An 18407-nucleotide genomic window follows, 5' to 3' on the forward strand; every position below is an offset into this window, starting at 1 on the left:
GCCTTTTAGCCCTTGGCGAGGGAAAGCGCCCGATACTCCGGATGACTGCCAAGCAGCTCATCATGGCTGCCACTGGCAACAATCCGGCCATTTTCCAGCAAATGAATCGCGTCCATCTGTGCCATGGCAGTCAGGCGGTGGCTGATCATGACAAGTGTTTTGCCTTCTGCGTGGGCAAACAGCTGCGCCAGCATCCGCAGCTCAGTGCGTCTGTCGAGACCTTCGGTGGGCTCATCAAGCAGCAGCAAGGGCGTGTCCCTCAGTAGTGCCCTGGCAATACCAATCCGTCGCTGCTCACCGCCAGAGAGCATACGGCCGCCCTCACCTATCCAGACTTTAAGCCCTTCTTCACCCTCGGCAAGATAGGCTAAATCCACCCTGGCGAGTACCTCAAGCAGCGCCTCATCGCTTGGTTTGTGCTCACAGGCGATGGCAAGGTTATCCCGAAGTGAGCCTGCGAACAGATGCACCCGCTGACTGACGACTGTCATTGATGCCCGCAGCGCCGCTTCCGAGAGCTGCCCAATATCCGTATTACCGATGGAAATGCGACCACTGTCGGCATCGTAGCCCCGGGTCAGCAGGGTAAATAGACTGGACTTGCCCACACCGGTTTTACCCAGAATTGCCACTCGTGCGCCCGCTGGAACAGTCAGCTCAAGACCGCTGAGCACCTGGGTATTGGCATCATAGCCAAAATGCACTGCATCGAAGCGCAGGTCACCGCGGGCGGCTTGAAGCTGTGGCCCAAAGCAAATCGAAGACTCGGTATCTATCAGTGCCTTCACCCGATCGCTGGCAGCGAGACAGCCCGATAGCTGGGTAAAGGCGCCAGCCAGCGGCATCATCATTTCCATTACCGCCAGCGAGGCAAACAGCACCATAGCCGCCAGCGGCCCCGGTGGCACTCGCTCACCCACACCGGATGCAGCCAGATACAGAATGGTCAGCACCAGCGCGCCGTGGGCGAGAATAATTGCCGCCTGGGACAGCCCCTGCAAACTCGCCATCCGCGCCTGGGCTTTTTGCCAGTCGGTCTCAGCGCCATCGAGACTATTGCGATAACCCACCAAAGCGCCAAACAGCGACAGCTCGGCAATACCGCCAAGGTACTCCATGGTCAGCACCCGGTAGCGGCGCTTGCCGTTCACCACGGCAGCGGCACTGTTTCGCCCGAGCAGATAGAAGGTGACCGGGATCAGCAGCAAACAGGCGAGCAAGCCGCCGCAAAGCACCATTGCAAGCTTGGTATCGAACCAGCCAATAAAGGCAAACAGCGCCAGCAACACAGCCAAAAAGGCGCCCATCGGCACCATCAATCGCAGATAAAAGTGATCCAGGGTATCGATATCGGCCACCAGCCGATTCAAAAGCTCACCACGGCGAAAGTGACTCAGCTCACGATCGCCAAGTGGCATGAGCGCGCGCCACACCTTTACCCTAAGCTCAGTCAGCAGGCGGAAGGTGGCCTCGTGGGTCGCCAACCGCTCGCCGTATCGGCTGGCAGTACGGGCAATGGATAAGAAACGCACCCCTCCGGCGGGGGTAAAGAAGTTAAACGCCTGAGCTGTGGCCACACTGAGCCCCGCCACCGCCGTGGCCGATAAAAACCAGCCGGAAAGCGACAGCAGTCCAATTCCCGCCAACAGCGTGGTGATGGCAAGCAGCAGCCCGGTGAACATCATCAGCCATTGGCGTTTCAGCAGCGGCAAGAAGAGCTTGAACAGACTCATGATGCATCCCCTCCCAGTCGCGGTTCCTGTGCCTGTTCTTCGAGCTCTGAATCTGGTTGTGCTAATCCTGCTGCGGCCAACCCTGACTCGGCCAATCCTGACTCGGCCAACAGGGATGCAAAAAGCCCCCCTGATGCACTGAGCTCAGCCACGGTGCCACGTTCAACAATGCGGCCGGCATCCATCACCAGCACCCCATCGAGGCGCTCCAGCTCATCCAGTCGGTGGCTAACCATGAGCAGGCTCTTACCCTGACTTTCGGCATGAATCGCCGCCATTACCCGCTGCTCACTGTCCACATCCAGACTGGCACCGGGTTCATCCAGCAAAAAGAGCTCAGGCTCACCGGCAAGCGCCCGCGCCAGCGCGAATCGCTGGGCCTGCCCAACCGACAGACCGCCACCGCCTTCGCCGATGGGATGCTCAAGCCCCTTTGGCAATGACGCAACAAAATCGCCAATCTGCGCCTTGTCGCACAGCGCCAGCAGCGCCTTTTCATCAAGGCTGCGGCCCATGGCGATATTGTCCTTTAAGCTGCCGTGGAACAAATGCGGCTCCTGCCCAAGCCAGGCGATGGTTCGGCGCCAGTCGCCCATGTCCAGTTCATGGATGTTTACCCCGCCCACACAAAACTCACCGCTGATGGGCAAAAAGCCCAGTAACGCATTGAGTAAACTGGTTTTGCCCGAGCCAGAAGGCCCGACTATGGCAAGCCGCTCCCCTGGGTTAAGGCTAAAGCTTAAGGGGCCAGCCAACTTTGCGCCCTGATGGCTGTAGATAATCAGGTCCTTTGCCACAATCTCGCGCTGCTGCGGCAATGGCTGCTTGCCCTGATGGGCGCTGTTTTCAAGGCTTAACAGTTCAGACAGCGCTTCGGCCGCCGCCACCGCCTGCGCCTTGGCATGATAGTGGGTGCCCATGTCCCGAAGCGGCTGATAAAATTCGGGCGCCAGCATCAGCACAAACAGGCCGGTAAACAGGCTTATCCCGAGGTCATAGTGGCCAAAATCCAGATGACCGAGATAACTGAAACCAAAGTACACCGCCACCAGCGCAATACTGATAGCGGCAAAAAACTCCAGCACTGCCGAGCTTAAAAACGCCATCCTAAGCACCGCCATGGTGCGGCTTCGAAACTCATCCGAGGCCTTTTCGATGGCCTTGCCTTCGGCGTCGGCGCGGTGAAACAGCCGCAGTGTTACCAGCCCTTTTAGCCGGTCCATAAAGTGGCCGGAGAGCCTTTGCAGCGCCGAGAAATGCTTGCGATTGGCATCGGCGGCGCCCATACCCACCAGGATCATAAACAGTGGAATAAGCGGCGCAGTGCCGAGCAGAATAAGGCCTGCCGCCCAGTTCATCGGAAATACGCAGGCAAGAATAATCAGCGGGATCAGCGCCGCAATCGACAGCTGCGGCAGGTAGCGGGCGTAAAAGTCGTGTAAATCTTCGATTTGCTCAATCACCACAGCGCCCCAGCTGCCAAGGGGCTTGCCCTTGACAAAGGCGGGCCCCAGTTCGGTCAGCCGGGTGAGCACCTGCTGACGTAAACCAAGTCGCAGTCGGCGCCCGGCCTCAAACCCCAGCCGCTCACGGCCCCAGGCACATAAGGCCCTGGCCACAATCAATGCCGCCAGGGCGGCAAACTCGCTGATAAAGGAAGATGGTGCTGCGGCTTCCATAACCACGGCCGAAAGAATGCTTGCGATAACAAAAGCCTGCGCTATCAGCAGCACGCCACCAAGCACACCGAGGGCGACGCTGAATGCCAAAAAGGGACCGCAGGCGCCTTTGCGACTCTTTAGCCACTGGGAAAGTTGTTTTTCGAGGGATTTGTCCATGAATATCCTGCATCCAAGCCCACTATTGGGGCCCTGCACCTGGGCCCAACAACTGGACCGGAAACGACGGCAGGGAGGCAGTATCTCAGCGTTTTCTTAACGAATAAACCCGAGCAGACTGATTTGTTAAGGGATTCACAAAATTTGCGCCAGATCAAAAAAAGCCTTAAGTCTGGGTTAAGGCTTTTGCGGCTTCGCGCCGTCAGTCGGCCGTGCTGGGCTTGGAGCCTGGCGCGTCTTTTGAGTCCGGCTTTGATGGTTCTGCTTTAAGGCAAGCGGCTTCATCTGCCATGGCACGGGTGTCAGTAACGGCTTGCGGCTCTGCTGTGTCCCCGACGCGACTTCCCACGACACGACTTTCCCCGGCACCACTTTCCCCACCAGCTTCCAGCTCCGGTGCCAGGTCAATGTCAGCGCCATACCCATCAGGCTCAGGGGCGCAGCAGTCAGTGGTGGAGCCGTAGCGTACCAGCAGATGCCACAGCCATTTAAGCTCACTGAGCACATCGGCCTGATGCCCCCGGTCGCGCCAGCGGGTGGGGAAACGGCTCACTTCTCTTGCGGCAACGCCGATGGCATACGCATTGATTTGACCGTCAATCGCGACCCGCCTGGCCAATGTTGGCATAGACGGGCCACGAAAATCGCTTACCACATCCTCAACCGCCAGCGACAGCCCGCGATGCCACATCAGATTAATGTCATAACGGCTCGCCAGGGCATTGAGCAGCGGCTCAATTTCGGTACCCCTGAAACTCGGATCGGCCACCAATGCGTCGATATCATTGCCAAGCAGCACAGGCCCATGAATTTGCGCTTCGATGTAATGATCCAGATTGCCCGCCAGCGGCCGCATGAAGCGATGCTGCGCATCCTCATTCAGGGTAATCAGCAACCTTTCTATCAATTTGCCCGGCGACAGACCGTATTCCCCCAGGGCATAACGGCGCTCAAAACTCTCGGTCAAAAGCGCTGCCATCACCAGCTCAAACGCCTCGGCGGTGCCCTTGTCACAGGGGTTGCGATAGGAGTCGTGAAAGCAAAATGTCGCTCTTTCAAGCACTTCCGGCTTGGTCAACAGATAGCAACTGCCGAATCGGGGTGCCGGGCCGTTGGGGGCTCGCAGTAGATCCAGCGCGCCATATTTGGGGCGTGCGGTTAACTCGTTACTTACCTCACCAAAAAAGCTGCGCTCCCAGTGATCGCGGGCACCACCAATTTCCGGTGATAACAAACCGCTGGAAACCCGGGTCTCGAATTGACAGCGGTAACGGCCGTCCTGCGCCAGGCCCTCAGCCACCATCAGGCCACGGCTGTCGAACCTGTCGGGATGAAAATGCAGCGCCACCTGACCGTGGCTGGCAATGGCCTGCATGGCGGCATTAAAGCGGGCGGGGGAAATATCCGACATCTGCAGCACATTGCGAATAATCGCCAGCGCCCCGTCCCGACGACTGCGGGCGTAGTGGCTGAGATTATCGATGGCGGCAAAATGGCGCGCGCGGGCCGTGGGCATTGCAGTACTTCCCGGGACATGCCCGTTGGCGATGAGAATTACCGCCAAGATAGCAAAGGATGGCCCTAAGCTCCATGAATATTAAAGGAGTTTAATCCTTTTAATTTTATTCATTTAGCTCATCCACTTAGCGCTACCGCTAACGTCAGGGGAAAGTTTTTTTCGCCAGTTGACTTGCATCAATTGCTTTTGCCATGGCGGCGCTAATTTAGACACCAATCGATGTAAATTTCACCATCACAAGGGCCCCAGGCCCACACAATAAGCGACATAATCGAGTGGAGTCATTTATGAAAGACAAAACAGAGCAGCAGCCTGCCGAATTCAATCAACAGCGCCGCCAGTTCCTCGGCGGTTCAGTGGGTGCAGGAGTGGTAGGGCTGGGGCTGGCATCGGGTTTGATGAACTCAGGCGCGCAGGCGGCAACGGCCAGCGCAAAGGCCAAAAGCGATCGCATGGCCAATTACACCGCCGATCAACTGGAAAGGGTAAAGCAGGAACTGGTGCCGCCGCCAATGGTGCCCAAACATGATCAGGTGGCCACCGGTAAACCCAAGGTCATTGAGGTGCGGCTCGAAGTCGAAGAGAAGCAAATTGAGCTCGAAAATGGCGTAAAAGCCTGGGTATGCGCCTTCAATGGCAGCGTGCCCGGCCCGCTGATTGTGTGCCATCAGCACGACTATGTAGAGCTGACGCTGGTCAATCCCAAGACCAATGTGTTGTCCCACAATATTGATTTACACAGCGCCACAGGCGCCTTGGGTGGCGGCGAGCTGACTCTGGTCGCGCCCGGTCAGGAAGTATGTTTCCGCTTCAAGGCCACCAAGGCCGGCACCTTTGTGTATCACTGCGCCCCCGGCGGCATCATGATCCCCTGGCACGTGGCCATGGGCATGCACGGCGCCATCATGGTATTACCTCGGGAAGGCCTGAGCGATGGCGACGGCAACCCTCTGCACTACGACCGCGCTTACTACATTGGCGAAGCCGACTTTTACGTGCCCAGGGATGAAAAAGGTCAATACAAGCAATACAAGCTGCTGATGGAAAGCATGGAAGAAGTGCTGGCTGCCATGAAGACCCTGACGCCGTCCCATATCGTGTTCAACGGCGCCGTGGGCGCCCTCACCGGCAAGAATGCCATGCCAGCCAAGGTCGGCGAGTCTGTGCTGTTTATTCACTCCCAGGCCAACCGCGACACCCGTCCCCATATCATCGGCGGCCATGGCGATTATGTGTGGGCAGCGGGCTCCTTCAGTGACCGGCCTCAACGGGATCTGGAAACCTGGATGGTCGCAGGTGGCAGCGCGGCCGCCGCCCTCTATACCTTCCGTCAACCCGGGCTGCATGCCTACGTTAACCACAACCTGATTGAAGCCATCATGAAAGGCGCCGCCGCCCACATCAAGGTGGATGGGGAGTGGGATGACAACCTGATGGTGCAGGTGAGAAAGCCTTCCGCCATCGCCTGAGTAAAGGGCGTTACCCGCCATCGCCGGGCCAACTTCGGCCCGGCGCATTCAGCCGCAAAATGAAGGAGGCGTTATGGTCAGACTCCTGAGTGCTTTGCCAGAAATTCGGCGGCCCCTGGCAATACCGGGCTTATCGCTGCTGTATTTGCTACGACAGTATTCGTCCCGGCTGTGTTTGTCACGGCTGCGTTTGCTAGGGCTGTATTTGTCGCTGCTATTTTTGCCCCTGCTGTGTTTAATAAGCGTCGCCCATGCCGCCGAAGAAAATGGCCGTGATTACGCCATCAATGCTGCCGTGTATCTGTGGTATGGCAAGTTGGATCAGGGGCAGATCCCTGCCACGCTGACCAACACCAACGCCGAGATTTCACTGCCGGAGTATGCACAAAGCCCCGCTGGCGGCGCCCATCACCTGTTGTCGGTAACCCTCGAAGACAGTGACGAGAGCCCTGATGGCAGCCATCAGCAGCGGGTCGCGGTAACGCTGGAATTCCTGCCCCGCAGCAACAGCGGCGAAACCCGCGGGCATTATCTGGAGGCCGAGCTTGTGTTCGACAGCCAAACGTTGAAACTCAGCTCCCTTACCCCTCAGGTGCATGAAATTGACGACTTCGATTCCCGCTACCGCAGCGCCAGTGAGACCAACCTCATAAAGGCACTGGTGTTTCGCTGGACTGAGCAGCTCGATAATCCAGCAACAATCACCCCGGTCGTAAAGCAGATAGGCACGCAGAACTTTGTGGTGGCCGAGAAAGACCCGGCGGACGCAGCAGGCTACCTCGGCTTTTTGCAGTCGCTGCACTACGTCAGGAGTCGGCGCGAAATCAAGAACCTCAACCTGCAACCCTCAGAGCAGCCCGGCGTGTATCGGGTTGGATTTGAGTATCAATGGCGGGCGTGGAACGCCGAAGGTGAAGAAGAGCTGGCTCAGATTGAGGTGCAAATGACCGTGGTTATCGAGCATAGCGAGGCGCAGGTGCTGGAGTACCGCGAAACCTATCTGCCACCGGTAACCGACCTTGGCGCCGAAATCCGCTGTTAATTTTCAAAGGAGACCAAAGATGAAACTTCGCATTCTCATCCCCCTGGCAGCAGCGCTGGGGCTGGCAAGTTCAGCCGCGCTCGCCGGGATGCCGGTACTCAAGGGCATAGGCGGTGATTTCAGTATGCAAAGCAGCAGAGGCGATACCGTCTCGCTGACCGACTTTCGCGGCAAGGTGGTCATGATGTTCTTCGGCTACACCAACTGCGCCGACATCTGCCCCACCACCATGGCCCATGTCAGCCAATTGATGCAGCGCATGCCCGATGATGAGCGCAGCCGGATCCAGGTGCTGTTTGTCAGTATCGACAGCGACTACGACACCCCGGCGCACCTGAACAAATACCTGAGCTACTTCGACCCAAGCTTTATCGGTCTGGTGGACGAGCGCGCCAAAATCGACCAAGTGGCAGCCCTGTACCACGCCGATTACAGCAAACTTGCCGACGATAAGGTGACCACCGAGTACAAAAAACTCAGCCTGGAAGCCAAAGACGCCGGGGCTAAGGGATATCTCTACTCCCACACCGCCAAGATTTTTGTGCTCGACCCCAAAGGGCGGGTCAGAGGTTTTTTCTACACCGGCACCCCGCTGGATGAAATGCAGACCGAACTTTCGGCGCTGCTTGCCGCCCCTGCCGCCGGATAACTTTTACAAACGGAGCTGATTATGTCTTTAAAGCTGACTATTCCTGCAAAACTGTTCAACCTTGGATGCCTCGCCGCCTTGCTGTTCACCACATCCGCCATGGCCGCCGATGTGATGGTGCATGACGCCTGGGTGCGTGCCATGCCGCCATCTGCTAGGGCTTTGCCACTGTATCTCACCCTGCACAACGGCGCCGACACGCCAGTTGCGCTCACCGCCATCACCTCTGCCGATGGTCGGGTTGAACTGCACCAAAGTGTGCATCAGGGCGGCAGCATCAAAATGCAGCGGGTCGAGCAGATAGACATTGCGCCCCATGCCATGGTCAGCCTGGCGCCCATTGGGCTGCACGGCATGATTATGGCGATGTCACGGGTGCCCGCCGAGGGCGAATCCCTGCAGTTTACCGCCCACTTCGATGATGGCAGTGAACGACAGATTGAAGCCAAAGTCATCAAAGGGCCTGCGGCAGATGCCTCGGGTGCAAGCGGGCATGAGCATCATCACTGACAGCAAACGGCAACCAATAAGGATGCCAACGCTGCTATCGCGCTACAGGCGATCCAGATCAAGGAATCAAATCAAAATGTGACTTAGCTTGCCCAAAGGGAAAGATGCAAATAAAACCCTGCTTTACCAGATGGATACCCGTATCGCTTTATCTAATAGATACCCGTTTCCACGGTGTGCAGCAGCGCAACTTTTCGCGAATCACCGGGGGAGCAAGATGATCACCGATACCAAAACCAGCCAAAGGATCCAGGCGCACCACCTGTTTTCTTCCTTCAACAGCCACGAGCTGGCGGTGCTGATGAGCAGCGCCAGCCGTATTCATCTGGCGCCGCAGCAACATCTGTTTCATCGCCAGGACGAGGCGCGGCGCTTTTATCTGGTGATGGAAGGCAATCTGCAGCTGTACATTACCAGCAGCCAGGGGCAACTCAAGGTGCTGGAGGTGGTTCGTCCCCACAACACCTTTGCCGAAGCGCTGATATTCAACCAGCAGGCGTTTTATCCGGTGTCGGCCCAGGCGGTGCAGGGCTGCGAGCTTATCAGCTTCGATGCCGAAACCTATCTGGGGCTGCTGAAGCAAAACTCCGAAGCCTGCCTGGCGGTGATGGCAACCATGAGCATGCGCCTGCACAAGGATTTGCAGGAAATCGAAAACCTGACCCTGCAAAATGCCGAAAACCGACTGATGCTGTTTTTGGTGCGCCACAGCAAGCGCTCCGGCGCCAACAGCGGTGAGCTGACGCTGGATGTGCCCAAGCGAACCCTGGCGTCACGGCTATCGATTCAGCCGGAAACCTTCTCCCGGCTGATTAAAAAGATGAACAGCGAAGGCATCATCGAAGAGTCCAGAGGGCTTATCAATATTCCCGATCTGGCCAAGCTTTACGCCAATATTCAGCAGCCCGCCAGCAGCAGTTGTGGTCGCTGCCCCATGGCGATGGCGAGGGAGCCCAGACGCCAAAGCACCATTCCCACCAAGGCCGAATGACTCAGTTGGTGCTGGTTTTACAGCCTTCGATAAGGGTTTGGAAATGAGCGCCAAGGTCTTGCTGGGAAAAAGATTCTGCCTGAGTGGCCATGGCGGCGAGGCTCTTGGAAGCGCCCTCCAGTCCTTGCTCTTCAATCAGCACCTTGGCATAGGCGGCCATATCGGCGCCCTTTTGCAGCAAGCTGGCAGCGCTGTCGAAACTGAATTCCTGCGACATCAGGTTCTCAAGCTCAGCCAACAGCTCTGCCACCTTGGCAGACTCAGCCAGCGCGCCCTCTACAGTGGCGAGTTCCCCAAGCGGGTCTTTCGCCAGTCGGTCGGCCACACAGGCGGCCACTGACCCGGCCTGAGCGCTGCTCGCCACCGCCTCCAGCCCCTGGGTACGAATTTGCTCAACCGCCTGTTTTATTTCCACATCCTTGTTAAGCCAGGCCTGCTCCAATGCCGCTTTTTCATCGCCACCGAACCAGCCACAGCCCGACAACGCCAGAGCCGCAGCGGCGGCAGTCATTAGGTGATATTTCATGTTTCATCCTTTGTTGCTGACAGTCAGTTGCCATTGCCAATCAGTGTTTCAGATCCCCATTAAACGGGGATGAAACTGAAAAGGCACTGAACAATCGCAAAATTCCCTCCCTGCGATGGCGGTAAGGCCTATGCTTTGGTAAGCTTGCGCCCCCGCGCAAAGACTGGCCTTTGCAGCGGGCACTTTTCCTGCCAGCAAGAGTACACTGCATGAGTTTTGCCTCTCTGGGACTGTCGGCTCCCATCCTCAAAGCCCTCGATCATAAGGGCTATAAAACCCCCTCTCCCATTCAGGCGCAGGCAATTCCTGTGGTACTGAAAGGACGGGATCTGCTTGCCGCAGCCCAAACAGGCACCGGCAAGACTGCCGGCTTTACCCTGCCCTTGCTGGAATTACTGTCTCAAACCCAAAAGGCCGGCCCCAAGCAGGTTCGAGCGCTTATTCTGACGCCAACCCGCGAACTGGCTGCGCAAATCGGTGAAAACATCCACGCTTACAGCAAGTTCTTGCCACTCAAGAGCACAGTAGTATTCGGTGGCGTGGGCATTAGCCCGCAGATCACCACCCTGCGCCGCGGTGTAGACATTCTGGTGGCCACCCCCGGACGCTTGCTCGACTTGCACCAGCAAGGTGTGGTGAGCTTTTCCGGACTGGATATTCTGGTTCTGGATGAAGCCGACCGCATGCTGGACATGGGCTTTATTCACGACATTCGCCGCATCCTCAAGCTGCTACCGGCCAAACGTCAGAACCTGCTGTTCTCCGCCACCTTTTCGGAAGAAATCCGCACCCTGGCCCACGGACTGCTGCACAACCCAGCCGAGGTGTCTGTTACGCCGAAAAACAGCGCCGCCGAAACCGTCAAGCAGTGGATTGTGCCGGTGGACAAAACCAAGAAGCCCGCACTGCTGGCCGAGCTGACCCGCTTCTATCGCTGGCAGCAGGTACTGGTATTTTGCCGCACCAAACACGGCGCCAACCGTCTGGTACGCCAGATGGACGCAGAAGGCATTAAGGCCGCTGCCATTCACGGCAACAAGAGCCAGAACGCCCGTACCCAGGCGCTGGCCGACTTTAAGCGCGGCGCCATTCGGATGCTGATTGCCACCGACATCGCCGCCCGTGGTATCGACATTAACGAACTGCCCAACGTGGTGAACTTCGAACTGCCCCACGTGCCGGAAGACTATGTGCACCGCATCGGCCGTACCGGCCGCGCCGGTGCCAGCGGTGAAGCCGCGTCACTGGTATCCAGTGAAGAAGCCAAGCAATTAAGGGATATCGAACGACTGATCAAGCAGTCGCTGCCACGCAAAGAATTTGTGGGTTTTGAGCCGGTTCACGGCCTGCCCGCCAGCGAAAATCAGGGCAAGTCCAAGCCAGGCAATAAGCAGGGTGGCAAGCCCGGCAATAACAGCCAGGGCCGCAAACCTCAGGGCCAGGGCCGCAATGCTCAGCCCAAGCAGCGTCAGGGCAGCCGAGCGCAGGAAGAGCGCAACCAGCAGGACAGAAGCCAATCCCGCAGCGAACAGCAACGCCGCGAAAGAGGCGGTAACGACCAGGCTCGCACTGACAAGCCGAGAAGTGATAAGCCGCGAAGTGACAAGCCGAGAAGTGACAAGCCGCGCACAGACAAGCCCCGCAGCGATCGCTCCCGTGCTGAGCATGGCAGCAGCGACAAAGCTCGTAGCGACAGTTTCCGTAACGGTAGTCCCCGCAATGACAGTTCCCGTAGCGACAGCAACCGTCAAAGCGGCGCTCGCAATGACCGCTCGAATACAGACAGAGCGGCAAACAGCAAACCCCGCAGCGGCAATCGAGCTCAAGGCCAGCACTCACAAGGCCAGCAGCGCCCGCGCAGCAATGCCAAAGTTGGCGATCGCAATCAGGGCTGATCTTTGCCCGGGCGAGACCATAAAAAACCGGCCAATGGCCGGTTTTTTGTTTGAGGGAAGAGTCACCAAGGCCGCTTGTTATAACTGGCAGAGCCTGTCGTTACATAACTCAGCACCTGAATCGGCTGACATGCCAGAGTCTGAAGCCTCACGCCTATTAACCTTCCCTCCCAGCAGAGCCTCTTGCATCAGCAGGGCACCTATCGCCTTACCGAGCTTCATATCTTCCAGCGGCCCAAGATGTTGCATCCGCACCCGCCCGTCTGCATCCAGCAGCACCAGGGTCGGCGTGCCCTGAAATCCCCAGCGGGCCATAGTCTCGGGAATGCGCCCGGCCGGACGGTCGATGGCGATGGGAAACCTGAGCCGATACTCATGCACAAAGGCCTGCAGCGCCTCCGGCCCCATCACCCCATGGTGCTCAAACACCGAGTGCAGCCCAATAATGGCAATGTCATCACCGAAGGTATTCGCCACCCGGGCAAGTTGCGGCAGACCATGGCTGATGCAGGCGGGGCACAGCATCTGAAAGACGTAAATCAGCAGAGGCTTGCCACGAAAATCCTCAAGGCTTAAGGGTTTTGGCGTATTCAGCCAGCCACTGACTGCAAGCTCTGGAGCGAGTGGAAATTCGATGTGCGACATAAACGGCTCCTTAATGATTTACCTTACCCGGCAGACTCAGGTCGCCAGAGGCCACATCGAACACATCCACCACGCAAAACAGCGGCGCATGCAGATTGGCGCTGACTCTAAGCCCCGACGTCACCCCATCAAAGCTGGCGGACGTCACAACATCGATATTGTCAAATGGCACCTTCACCTCGACTCTGTCGCCGCTCAGCAGCGGGTCAAAACCGGGGCTGTCGATATACAGGGGTAAACCGGGCCAGGTTTTGGGTAGCTTGGGGCGCGCTCCTTCGGGTATATCCTTCACCTTGAGCTTGCCGGGGCCGCACACGTCATCGGCTACCAATACCACCCAGTGGCTGTGCCACAGGTCGCCATCGTTGTCGGTGTTGTTATCGCCGTTTTCATCGAACAGCGGCGTATCGTCAAAGTCCGGGTGGCTCGCCACCGCCAGCGCCAGAATGCCAGCCCCGGCGTCAAAGCCCACTTCACCACTGTCGATACTGGTCGGCCATACGTAGGCAAAGGCCGAAGCGCCCGCGAGCTTGCCACCGGCCTTGGGAATAAGGCTACCTGCTTCACCGGCAACCCCCATGTGGAAGGTAGCCACATTGCCCTTGGTGGTGATTTTGGCATGCACTAAGTCAAAGGCGGATTCTATCGCCTTATCGGTTTTGGCCTGAATGCCGCCCTGATGGGCGCCGTGGCCAATGGCGGCTGCGCTGAACAGCAAACCTGACAGGGTTGCAATGGCGAGTTGTGATGGTTTCATGGTGGATCTCCTTGATTGTTTTGAGTCGAAACAATTAAAACCAAAATGATCCAGCCTTGTCAATATAGTTTCGAGGCGATACAATTATTTCATGACCTCAGAAACCATCCAGATCCAGCAGTTGCTGGAACGCATTGCGGCGCTGCTGCGCGGCGAAAGGCGAAACAAATTAGTCGAGTTGGGGCTGCTTCCGGTGCAGTTCGATGCCCTGTGCTATCTGGGAGAGAGCAACCGCTACTCGGACACCCTGATGGCCCTGTGTGAGTACCTGGGCCAGACCAAGGGAACCGTGTCGCAAACCCTGAAAGTATTGGAGAAAAAGGGGCTGATTGAGCGCCAGGCCGACGCCAAAGACAAGCGGGTGGTGCACCTCAAACCCTCGGACGCCGGATTGGCACTGCTCAGCGAGCTGACCCAGTCTCCTCTGCTTTGTGCCTTGCACACAGAGCATGGAGTCGACAGCCGGCTGCAAGGCGCCCTCACTGAGCTGTTAAAGCAGCTGCAACAGGCCAATGGTGGCCGCGCCTTTGGTGTGTGCCGCCAGTGCCGCTACAACCAAAGCCCAACAGAAGGGCATTTCCAATGCGGCCTGACCGGTGATGCACTGTCTGAGGCGGATACCCGGCTTATCTGCCGTGAATATGAAGCTATTGATTAGCAAATAAAAACCGGCATTACGCCGGTTTTTTTCTGACACTGTGTAAGCTCAATCGTTTGCCGCGTAGGCCAGCAGACCATCGTGCATCAGCGCTGCGGTGCCTTCACCGAAGCGGTCGTAAAATTGCCTGAACCTGTCGTCGGCAAGGTACATAGCCGCCAGCATGGGAAGCCGCGCTTTGGGGCACTCACCATTGGCACTGAGCCAACGATGCTGACGCTGCATCAGCGCCTGCACCTTCTCAGATCCGGGCGACTCCCCCAATAAGCCGGCAAGCGCCATGGCAATGGCTTCACCTTCTGCGTCCAGCACCGCCTTTTGCGATGGCGTCAGCCCATCCCTGCCGCTGCCGCCTTTGGCAACAGCTTCCTCACCCCACTTTGCTACCGCTTCTTTACGCAGGGTTTCTTCGCTGCGCGCCTTGTCACTGAAGTCGCTGAAAAGCGCCGTTGCTGCATGTTTATCTGTCATCCAAGACTCCTGCGGCCCGTTCTCGAGCCTGTCGATGGCCAATGCCAGCATGCCCCGCAGTTTTTCAAAGTGGGCGATGCGGCCGCCAAGCTGTTGATATTGTTCTTTAAGGCAGGCGAGCATCTGTTGATCTGTGCCCTGCTGAGGGCTATTCCCAGGGCTGTGCATCAGCGCTTTGATATCGGCGAGTTTGAGCCCCAGCTCCCGATACATCAGGATTTGCTGAAGTTGGATAAGCTCCCTGTCACCGTAAATCCGGTAGCCTCCGGCACTGCGACCACTGGGGCACAATAGCCCTGTTTCATCATAGTGATGCAGGGTTCGCACACTCACCCCGGCCAATCTGGCCAGATCACTGACACTGTACTGCGCCACACGCTCTCCTTAAAAACCGTCCATACATCCGTGTTCTAACCGAACACCACAGCGAGTCTTGAGCCTCACGTAACGTGAGACGCAAGCTAATTTTTCAATCCCGATAATAATAATTCAAAGCAAAAAATCAGACTTATTAATGACTCACACCTCAATTGACAACGCTGTCATAAATGTGCAAATAATAACCTGCGGGATAAGGATGTACCCGCTTCCTGCAAATCCGCAGGATGACTATTAAAAGGATATTTACAATGAAAAAAGCTTTATTGACCCTGATTACTGTTGGTGCTTTCGCCTCCGCCGCAGCTTATGCTGGCACAACTTATGGAACAACATACCACTCGGCATACGGAACTTCTGAAAGCCAAGCCAGAAGTAATGCTCTTGGTGCAGCAAAATATGCAAGGCCAGATGCTACAGCCTATGGAATATCAAGCTGCTATAACATGCACGTTGGTCCTGGGTGGCAATGCACCGCATGGGCTTACAAGTAAAAAGGTAAATTTGCCCTCACTTTTTTAAGTGAGGGCTCAGATGGGGCGTGATGTACGGTAAAACAGATCCTTAACATGGAGAAGTTTTGAATGCCCCTAACCAAAATCACCTTTTTCGAGCGGTTCGAGCCGATTATTCTGAGTGGCGACAAGACCATCACCATCCGCGATCAAGCCGAGAGCCACTACGTACCCGGCACCCGGGTGGCGGTGCACACACTGGAAACGGACCGCTGGTTTTGTGATATCGACATTATCTCGGTCACGCCGGTGAGCTTCGATGAGCTGACCGAAGAACACGCCCGTCAGGAGTACCTGACACTGGACGCGTTAAAGCCGCTTATCCGTGAGATTTACCCCGGTATCGATTCGCTGTATGTGATTGAATACCGCCTCGCCTGAATTAGCGCGGCAGCGCCTGGATATCTTCGACTAAGCCGAAAAGCAAAAAGGCAAGGGAAGCCCTTGCCTTTGCCTGCCGCATGATAATCACAGCCCACTCAGCGAAATGACTCCCGCTCGGGGGATGCGCTTATCTTATGAATGGCGAGGTCAGCGCCTATGTATTCCTGCTCCTCATCGAGGCGAATGCCGGTGAGCTTTTTCAGCGCGCCGTAGACTACAAGGCCGCCCAGCAGCGCCACCGCAATCCCCATCAGGGTGCCAACCACCTGAGTCACCAGGGATACGCCGCCAGCACCGCCCAGCGCCTCCAGACCAAAAATCCCCGCCGCTATGCCGCCCCAGGCACCACAGAGGCCATGCAGTGGCCACACCCCAAGCACATCATCAATCTTCCAGCGGTTTTGGGTGGCAGTAAACAGCCACACAAACAGGGCGCCAGCCACAGCGCCCACCACCAGGCTGCCGAGTGGATGCATGATGTCAGAGCCGGCGCACACCGCCACCAGGCCCGCCAGCGGGCCGTTATGAATGAAGCCGGGGTCGTTGCGGCCAAACAGCATGGCGGTGAGAGTGCCGCCCACCATGGCCATCAGCGAGTTAAGCGCCACCAGTCCGGAAATCCCTTCCACTTTTTGCGCGCTCATCACGTTAAAACCAAACCAGCCCACAATCAAAATCCAGGCACCCAGGGCCAGAAAAGGGATGCTGGACGGCGGGAAGGCAGTCATCAAACCGTCTTTGTGATAGCGCCCCTTGCGGGCACCCAGCATCAGCACTGCGGCAAGACCAATCCAGCCCCCCACCGAGTGCACCACCACTGATCCGGCAAAGTCGTGGAATGGCGCGCCAAACCACTGACTCAGGCTGTCCTGTACGCCGTAGTTGTTGTTCCAAATCATGCCTTCAAACAGTGGGTACACAAAGCCCACCAGCAAAAAGGTCGCCAGCAGTTGCGGCTTGAATCTGGCACGCTCGGCAATGCCGCCGGACACAATGGCCGGGATGGCGGCAGCGAAGGTCAGCAGAAAGAAGAACTTCACCATCTCATAGCCATTATCCAGCGACAGCTCAGACACAGGCGCATAAAAATTCACCCCGTAGGCAATGCCGTAGCCAATAAAGAAGTACGCCATGGCTGAGACACAGAAGTCGGTGAGAATTTTCACCAGCGCATTGACCTGATTTTTACGCCGCACCGTACCCAGCTCCAAAAACGCAAACCCGGCGTGCATGGCCAAAATCATGATGGCCCCCAGCAGAATAAACAGCACATCTGTGCCCGCTTTCAATGACTCCACCTTGTATCCCCCAAAGTCGGGCACCAATTGATGCCAAAATGTTAATGAATGGCAGAATTCAAAAAGCAGGCCAGACTGGCAGCGCCTTATGCCTTGGGGCATCAGCCCCGCCCACGCGCCATTGCAGTGCAGCCACGCGCAAATAAAGTGCATAAAAAATCACTTGGCAGCGCACTCAATTGGTGCCTTCGCACCAAAAGCGTGCACCAATTAAGTGCACAATCCGCAACGACCTGCGGCTGACGAATGGTCGCTACTGCGAACAAGGATTGACCTTCTTGGTTAAATCTGTGACAAACAAAGCTGATATCAACATAAGGAATGTGAATGAAACTCGACATTTATCAGGTGGATGCTTTTGCCGAACGGGTATTTGAAGGCAACCCTGCCGCCGTGTGCCCTCTGCAGCAGTGGTTGGACGATACCCTGCTGCAACAGATCGCAGCCGAGAACAACCTGTCCGAGACCGCATTTTTTATCCCCGAAGCCGACGGCTTTGCCCTGCGTTGGTTCACCCCCGGGGAGGAGGTTGACCTGTGCGGCCATGCCACCCTCGCCGCGGCCCATGTAATATTTACCCATTTGGGCTGGCAATCCGCCTCAGTGGCCTTTTTTACCCGCAGCGGCACACTCAGGGTGGCACGCACCCAGTATGGCTACCGACTCGACTTCCCTGCAACCATGCCCACCCCCTGTGAGGTGCCTGCGGCGCTGCTTCACGGCCTGAATGCTGAGCCTTTAGAGGTGCTGGCGGGGTTCGATTACCTCATTCGGGTAAAGGATGAAGCCACCCTCAAGAATCTAACGCCCACGCTGTCGCACTGGCTGAACCTGCCCCTCAGAGGCGTGGTGGTTACCGCTCCCGGAGATGAAGTGGACTTTGTCAGCCGCTGTTTTTTTCCGGCGCTCAAGGTGGATGAAGATCCGGTCACAGGCTCGGCCCACTGCGAGCTTGCGCCATACTGGGCTGCGCGGCTCGGCAAGCGCGAGCTTATCGGCAGGCAAATATCGTCACGCCCCGGCACTGTGATGTGCCATTTGCAGGGCGAACGGGTCAGCCTGGAAGGTAAGGCCGCCGATTATCTGGTGGGGCAAATCCACATTTAACCGGACAACACATCAAGAAAAT

18 protein-coding genes are annotated in these 18407 nt (G+C 57.1%); 10 read left to right on the plus strand and 8 right to left on the minus strand.

What is annotated here, in order from left to right:
* Positions 1 to 5: 5 nt before the first annotated feature.
* The 3 genes from cydC to STH12_RS12795 form a co-directional block, all read right to left on the minus strand.
* The gene (gene cydC, locus STH12_RS12785) at positions 6 to 1733 is read right to left on the minus strand and encodes a heme ABC transporter ATP-binding protein/permease CydC (RefSeq protein ID WP_126167887.1); all 1728 of its coding nucleotides are present in this window, start codon (positions 1731 to 1733) and stop codon (positions 6 to 8) included.
* On the minus strand, positions 1730 to 3571 hold the full coding sequence (gene cydD, locus STH12_RS12790; RefSeq protein WP_126167888.1) for a heme ABC transporter permease/ATP-binding protein CydD: 1842 nt from the start codon (positions 3569 to 3571) through the stop codon (positions 1730 to 1732). The genes cydC and cydD overlap by 4 nt, the downstream gene beginning before the upstream one ends.
* A 202-nt stretch (positions 3572 to 3773) precedes the next feature.
* Positions 3774 to 5087: a DUF3626 domain-containing protein gene (locus STH12_RS12795; protein WP_126167889.1), complete on the minus strand. Its 1314-nt coding sequence runs from the start codon at positions 5085 to 5087 to the stop codon at positions 3774 to 3776.
* A 290-nt stretch (positions 5088 to 5377) separates the two neighbouring features.
* Here STH12_RS12795 and nirK point away from each other — a divergent pair, with 290 nt between their 5' ends.
* The 5 genes from nirK to STH12_RS12820 all read left to right on the plus strand — a co-directional run bounded on the left by nirK (position 5378) and on the right by STH12_RS12820 (position 9751).
* On the plus strand, positions 5378 to 6559 hold the full coding sequence (gene nirK, locus STH12_RS12800; protein ID WP_126167890.1) for a copper-containing nitrite reductase: 1182 nt from the start codon (positions 5378 to 5380) through the stop codon (positions 6557 to 6559).
* Positions 6560 to 6632: 73 nt separating this feature from the next.
* Positions 6633 to 7601, plus strand: a complete 969-nt coding sequence (locus STH12_RS12805; RefSeq protein ID WP_126167891.1) for a hypothetical protein — start codon at positions 6633 to 6635, stop codon at positions 7599 to 7601.
* A 19-nt stretch (positions 7602 to 7620) separates the two neighbouring features.
* A complete protein-coding gene (locus STH12_RS12810) occupies positions 7621 to 8250 on the plus strand; it encodes an SCO family protein (protein ID WP_126167892.1) in 630 nt (209 codons plus the stop codon).
* Positions 8251 to 8271: 21 nt separating this feature from the next.
* Entirely contained in the window at positions 8272 to 8760 is a 489-nt protein-coding gene (locus STH12_RS12815; RefSeq protein ID WP_126167893.1) for a copper chaperone PCu(A)C, read from the plus strand.
* 217 nt (positions 8761 to 8977) lie between these two features.
* Positions 8978 to 9751, plus strand: a complete 774-nt coding sequence (locus STH12_RS12820; protein WP_126167894.1) for a Crp/Fnr family transcriptional regulator — start codon at positions 8978 to 8980, stop codon at positions 9749 to 9751.
* Position 9752: 1 nt separating this feature from the next.
* On the opposite strand, the gene STH12_RS12825 is transcribed toward STH12_RS12820, so the two are convergent.
* Complete coding sequence (locus STH12_RS12825) at positions 9753 to 10277, minus strand: hypothetical protein (protein ID WP_126167895.1); 525 nt, start codon at positions 10275 to 10277, stop codon at positions 9753 to 9755.
* A gap of 209 nt (positions 10278 to 10486) precedes the next feature.
* On the opposite strand from STH12_RS12825, the gene STH12_RS12830 reads away from it, so the two are divergent.
* A complete protein-coding gene (locus STH12_RS12830; RefSeq protein ID WP_126167896.1) occupies positions 10487 to 12172 on the plus strand; it encodes a DEAD/DEAH box helicase in 1686 nt (561 codons plus the stop codon).
* A 78-nt stretch (positions 12173 to 12250) separates the two neighbouring features.
* Here STH12_RS12830 and STH12_RS12835 read toward each other — a convergent pair whose 3' ends face one another.
* Positions 12251 to 12817, minus strand: a complete 567-nt coding sequence (locus STH12_RS12835; RefSeq protein WP_126167897.1) for a peroxiredoxin family protein — start codon at positions 12815 to 12817, stop codon at positions 12251 to 12253.
* A gap of 10 nt (positions 12818 to 12827) precedes the next feature.
* Positions 12828 to 13574, minus strand: coding sequence for a hypothetical protein (locus tag STH12_RS12840; RefSeq protein WP_126167898.1), 747 nt, complete (start codon positions 13572 to 13574; stop codon positions 12828 to 12830).
* Between the two features lie 91 nt (positions 13575 to 13665).
* On the opposite strand from STH12_RS12840, the gene STH12_RS12845 reads away from it, so the two are divergent.
* Positions 13666 to 14232 carry a MarR family winged helix-turn-helix transcriptional regulator gene (locus tag STH12_RS12845; protein ID WP_126167899.1) on the plus strand — a complete coding sequence of 189 codons (567 nt, stop codon included), beginning with the start codon at positions 13666 to 13668 and terminating at the stop codon, positions 14230 to 14232.
* Between the two features lie 48 nt (positions 14233 to 14280).
* Here the strand turns inward: STH12_RS12845 and STH12_RS12850 are convergent, their stop codons facing one another.
* The gene (locus tag STH12_RS12850) at positions 14281 to 15078 is read right to left on the minus strand and encodes a MerR family transcriptional regulator (protein ID WP_126167900.1); all 798 of its coding nucleotides are present in this window, start codon (positions 15076 to 15078) and stop codon (positions 14281 to 14283) included.
* A 254-nt stretch (positions 15079 to 15332) separates the two neighbouring features.
* On the opposite strand from STH12_RS12850, the gene STH12_RS12855 reads away from it, so the two are divergent.
* Together STH12_RS12855 and yqfB are read left to right on the plus strand one after the other, a co-directional pair.
* The gene (locus STH12_RS12855) at positions 15333 to 15575 is read left to right on the plus strand and encodes a hypothetical protein (protein ID WP_126167901.1); all 243 of its coding nucleotides are present in this window, start codon (positions 15333 to 15335) and stop codon (positions 15573 to 15575) included.
* Between the two features lie 90 nt (positions 15576 to 15665).
* On the plus strand, positions 15666 to 15977 hold the full coding sequence (yqfB, locus tag STH12_RS12860) for a N(4)-acetylcytidine aminohydrolase (RefSeq protein WP_126167902.1): 312 nt from the start codon (positions 15666 to 15668) through the stop codon (positions 15975 to 15977).
* A gap of 98 nt (positions 15978 to 16075) precedes the next feature.
* Here yqfB and STH12_RS12865 read toward each other — a convergent pair whose 3' ends face one another.
* Entirely contained in the window at positions 16076 to 17224 is a 1149-nt protein-coding gene (locus STH12_RS12865; RefSeq protein WP_237158869.1) for an ammonium transporter, read from the minus strand.
* Positions 17225 to 17605: 381 nt separating this feature from the next.
* On the opposite strand from STH12_RS12865, the gene STH12_RS12870 reads away from it, so the two are divergent.
* A complete protein-coding gene (locus STH12_RS12870; RefSeq protein ID WP_126167904.1) occupies positions 17606 to 18385 on the plus strand; it encodes a PhzF family phenazine biosynthesis protein in 780 nt (259 codons plus the stop codon).
* Positions 18386 to 18407 lie beyond the last annotated feature (22 nt).

The sequence above is a fragment of the Shewanella khirikhana genome, from assembly GCF_003957745.1.
GTDB lineage: Bacteria > Pseudomonadota > Gammaproteobacteria > Enterobacterales > Shewanellaceae > Shewanella > Shewanella khirikhana.

Bases quoted from the DNA above. Each gene is read 5' to 3' on its own strand.
- STH12_RS12855 (WP_126167901.1), top strand. From the start codon at position 15,333: ATGAAAAAAGCTTTATTGACCCTGATTACTGTTGGTGCTTTCGCCTCC.
- STH12_RS12795 (WP_126167889.1), bottom strand. From the start codon at position 5,087: ATGCCCACGGCCCGCGCGCGCCATTTTGCCGCCATCGATAATCTCAGC.
- STH12_RS12870 (WP_126167904.1), top strand. From the start codon at position 17,606: ATGAAACTCGACATTTATCAGGTGGATGCTTTTGCCGAACGGGTATTT.
- STH12_RS12805 (WP_126167891.1), top strand. From the start codon at position 6,633: ATGGTCAGACTCCTGAGTGCTTTGCCAGAAATTCGGCGGCCCCTGGCA.
- STH12_RS12845 (WP_126167899.1), top strand. From the start codon at position 13,666: ATGACCTCAGAAACCATCCAGATCCAGCAGTTGCTGGAACGCATTGCG.
- yqfB (WP_126167902.1), top strand. From the start codon at position 15,666: ATGCCCCTAACCAAAATCACCTTTTTCGAGCGGTTCGAGCCGATTATT.
- STH12_RS12865 (WP_237158869.1), bottom strand. From the start codon at position 17,224: ATGATTTTGGCCATGCACGCCGGGTTTGCGTTTTTGGAGCTGGGTACG.
- STH12_RS12830 (WP_126167896.1), top strand. From the start codon at position 10,487: ATGAGTTTTGCCTCTCTGGGACTGTCGGCTCCCATCCTCAAAGCCCTC.
- STH12_RS12835 (WP_126167897.1), bottom strand. From the start codon at position 12,817: ATGTCGCACATCGAATTTCCACTCGCTCCAGAGCTTGCAGTCAGTGGC.
- STH12_RS12825 (WP_126167895.1), bottom strand. From the start codon at position 10,277: ATGAAATATCACCTAATGACTGCCGCCGCTGCGGCTCTGGCGTTGTCG.
- cydC (WP_126167887.1), bottom strand. From the start codon at position 1,733: ATGAGTCTGTTCAAGCTCTTCTTGCCGCTGCTGAAACGCCAATGGCTG.
- nirK (WP_126167890.1), top strand. From the start codon at position 5,378: ATGAAAGACAAAACAGAGCAGCAGCCTGCCGAATTCAATCAACAGCGC.
- STH12_RS12840 (WP_126167898.1), bottom strand. From the start codon at position 13,574: ATGAAACCATCACAACTCGCCATTGCAACCCTGTCAGGTTTGCTGTTC.
- STH12_RS12820 (WP_126167894.1), top strand. From the start codon at position 8,978: ATGATCACCGATACCAAAACCAGCCAAAGGATCCAGGCGCACCACCTG.
- STH12_RS12810 (WP_126167892.1), top strand. From the start codon at position 7,621: ATGAAACTTCGCATTCTCATCCCCCTGGCAGCAGCGCTGGGGCTGGCA.
- cydD (WP_126167888.1), bottom strand. From the start codon at position 3,571: ATGGACAAATCCCTCGAAAAACAACTTTCCCAGTGGCTAAAGAGTCGC.
- STH12_RS12815 (WP_126167893.1), top strand. From the start codon at position 8,272: ATGTCTTTAAAGCTGACTATTCCTGCAAAACTGTTCAACCTTGGATGC.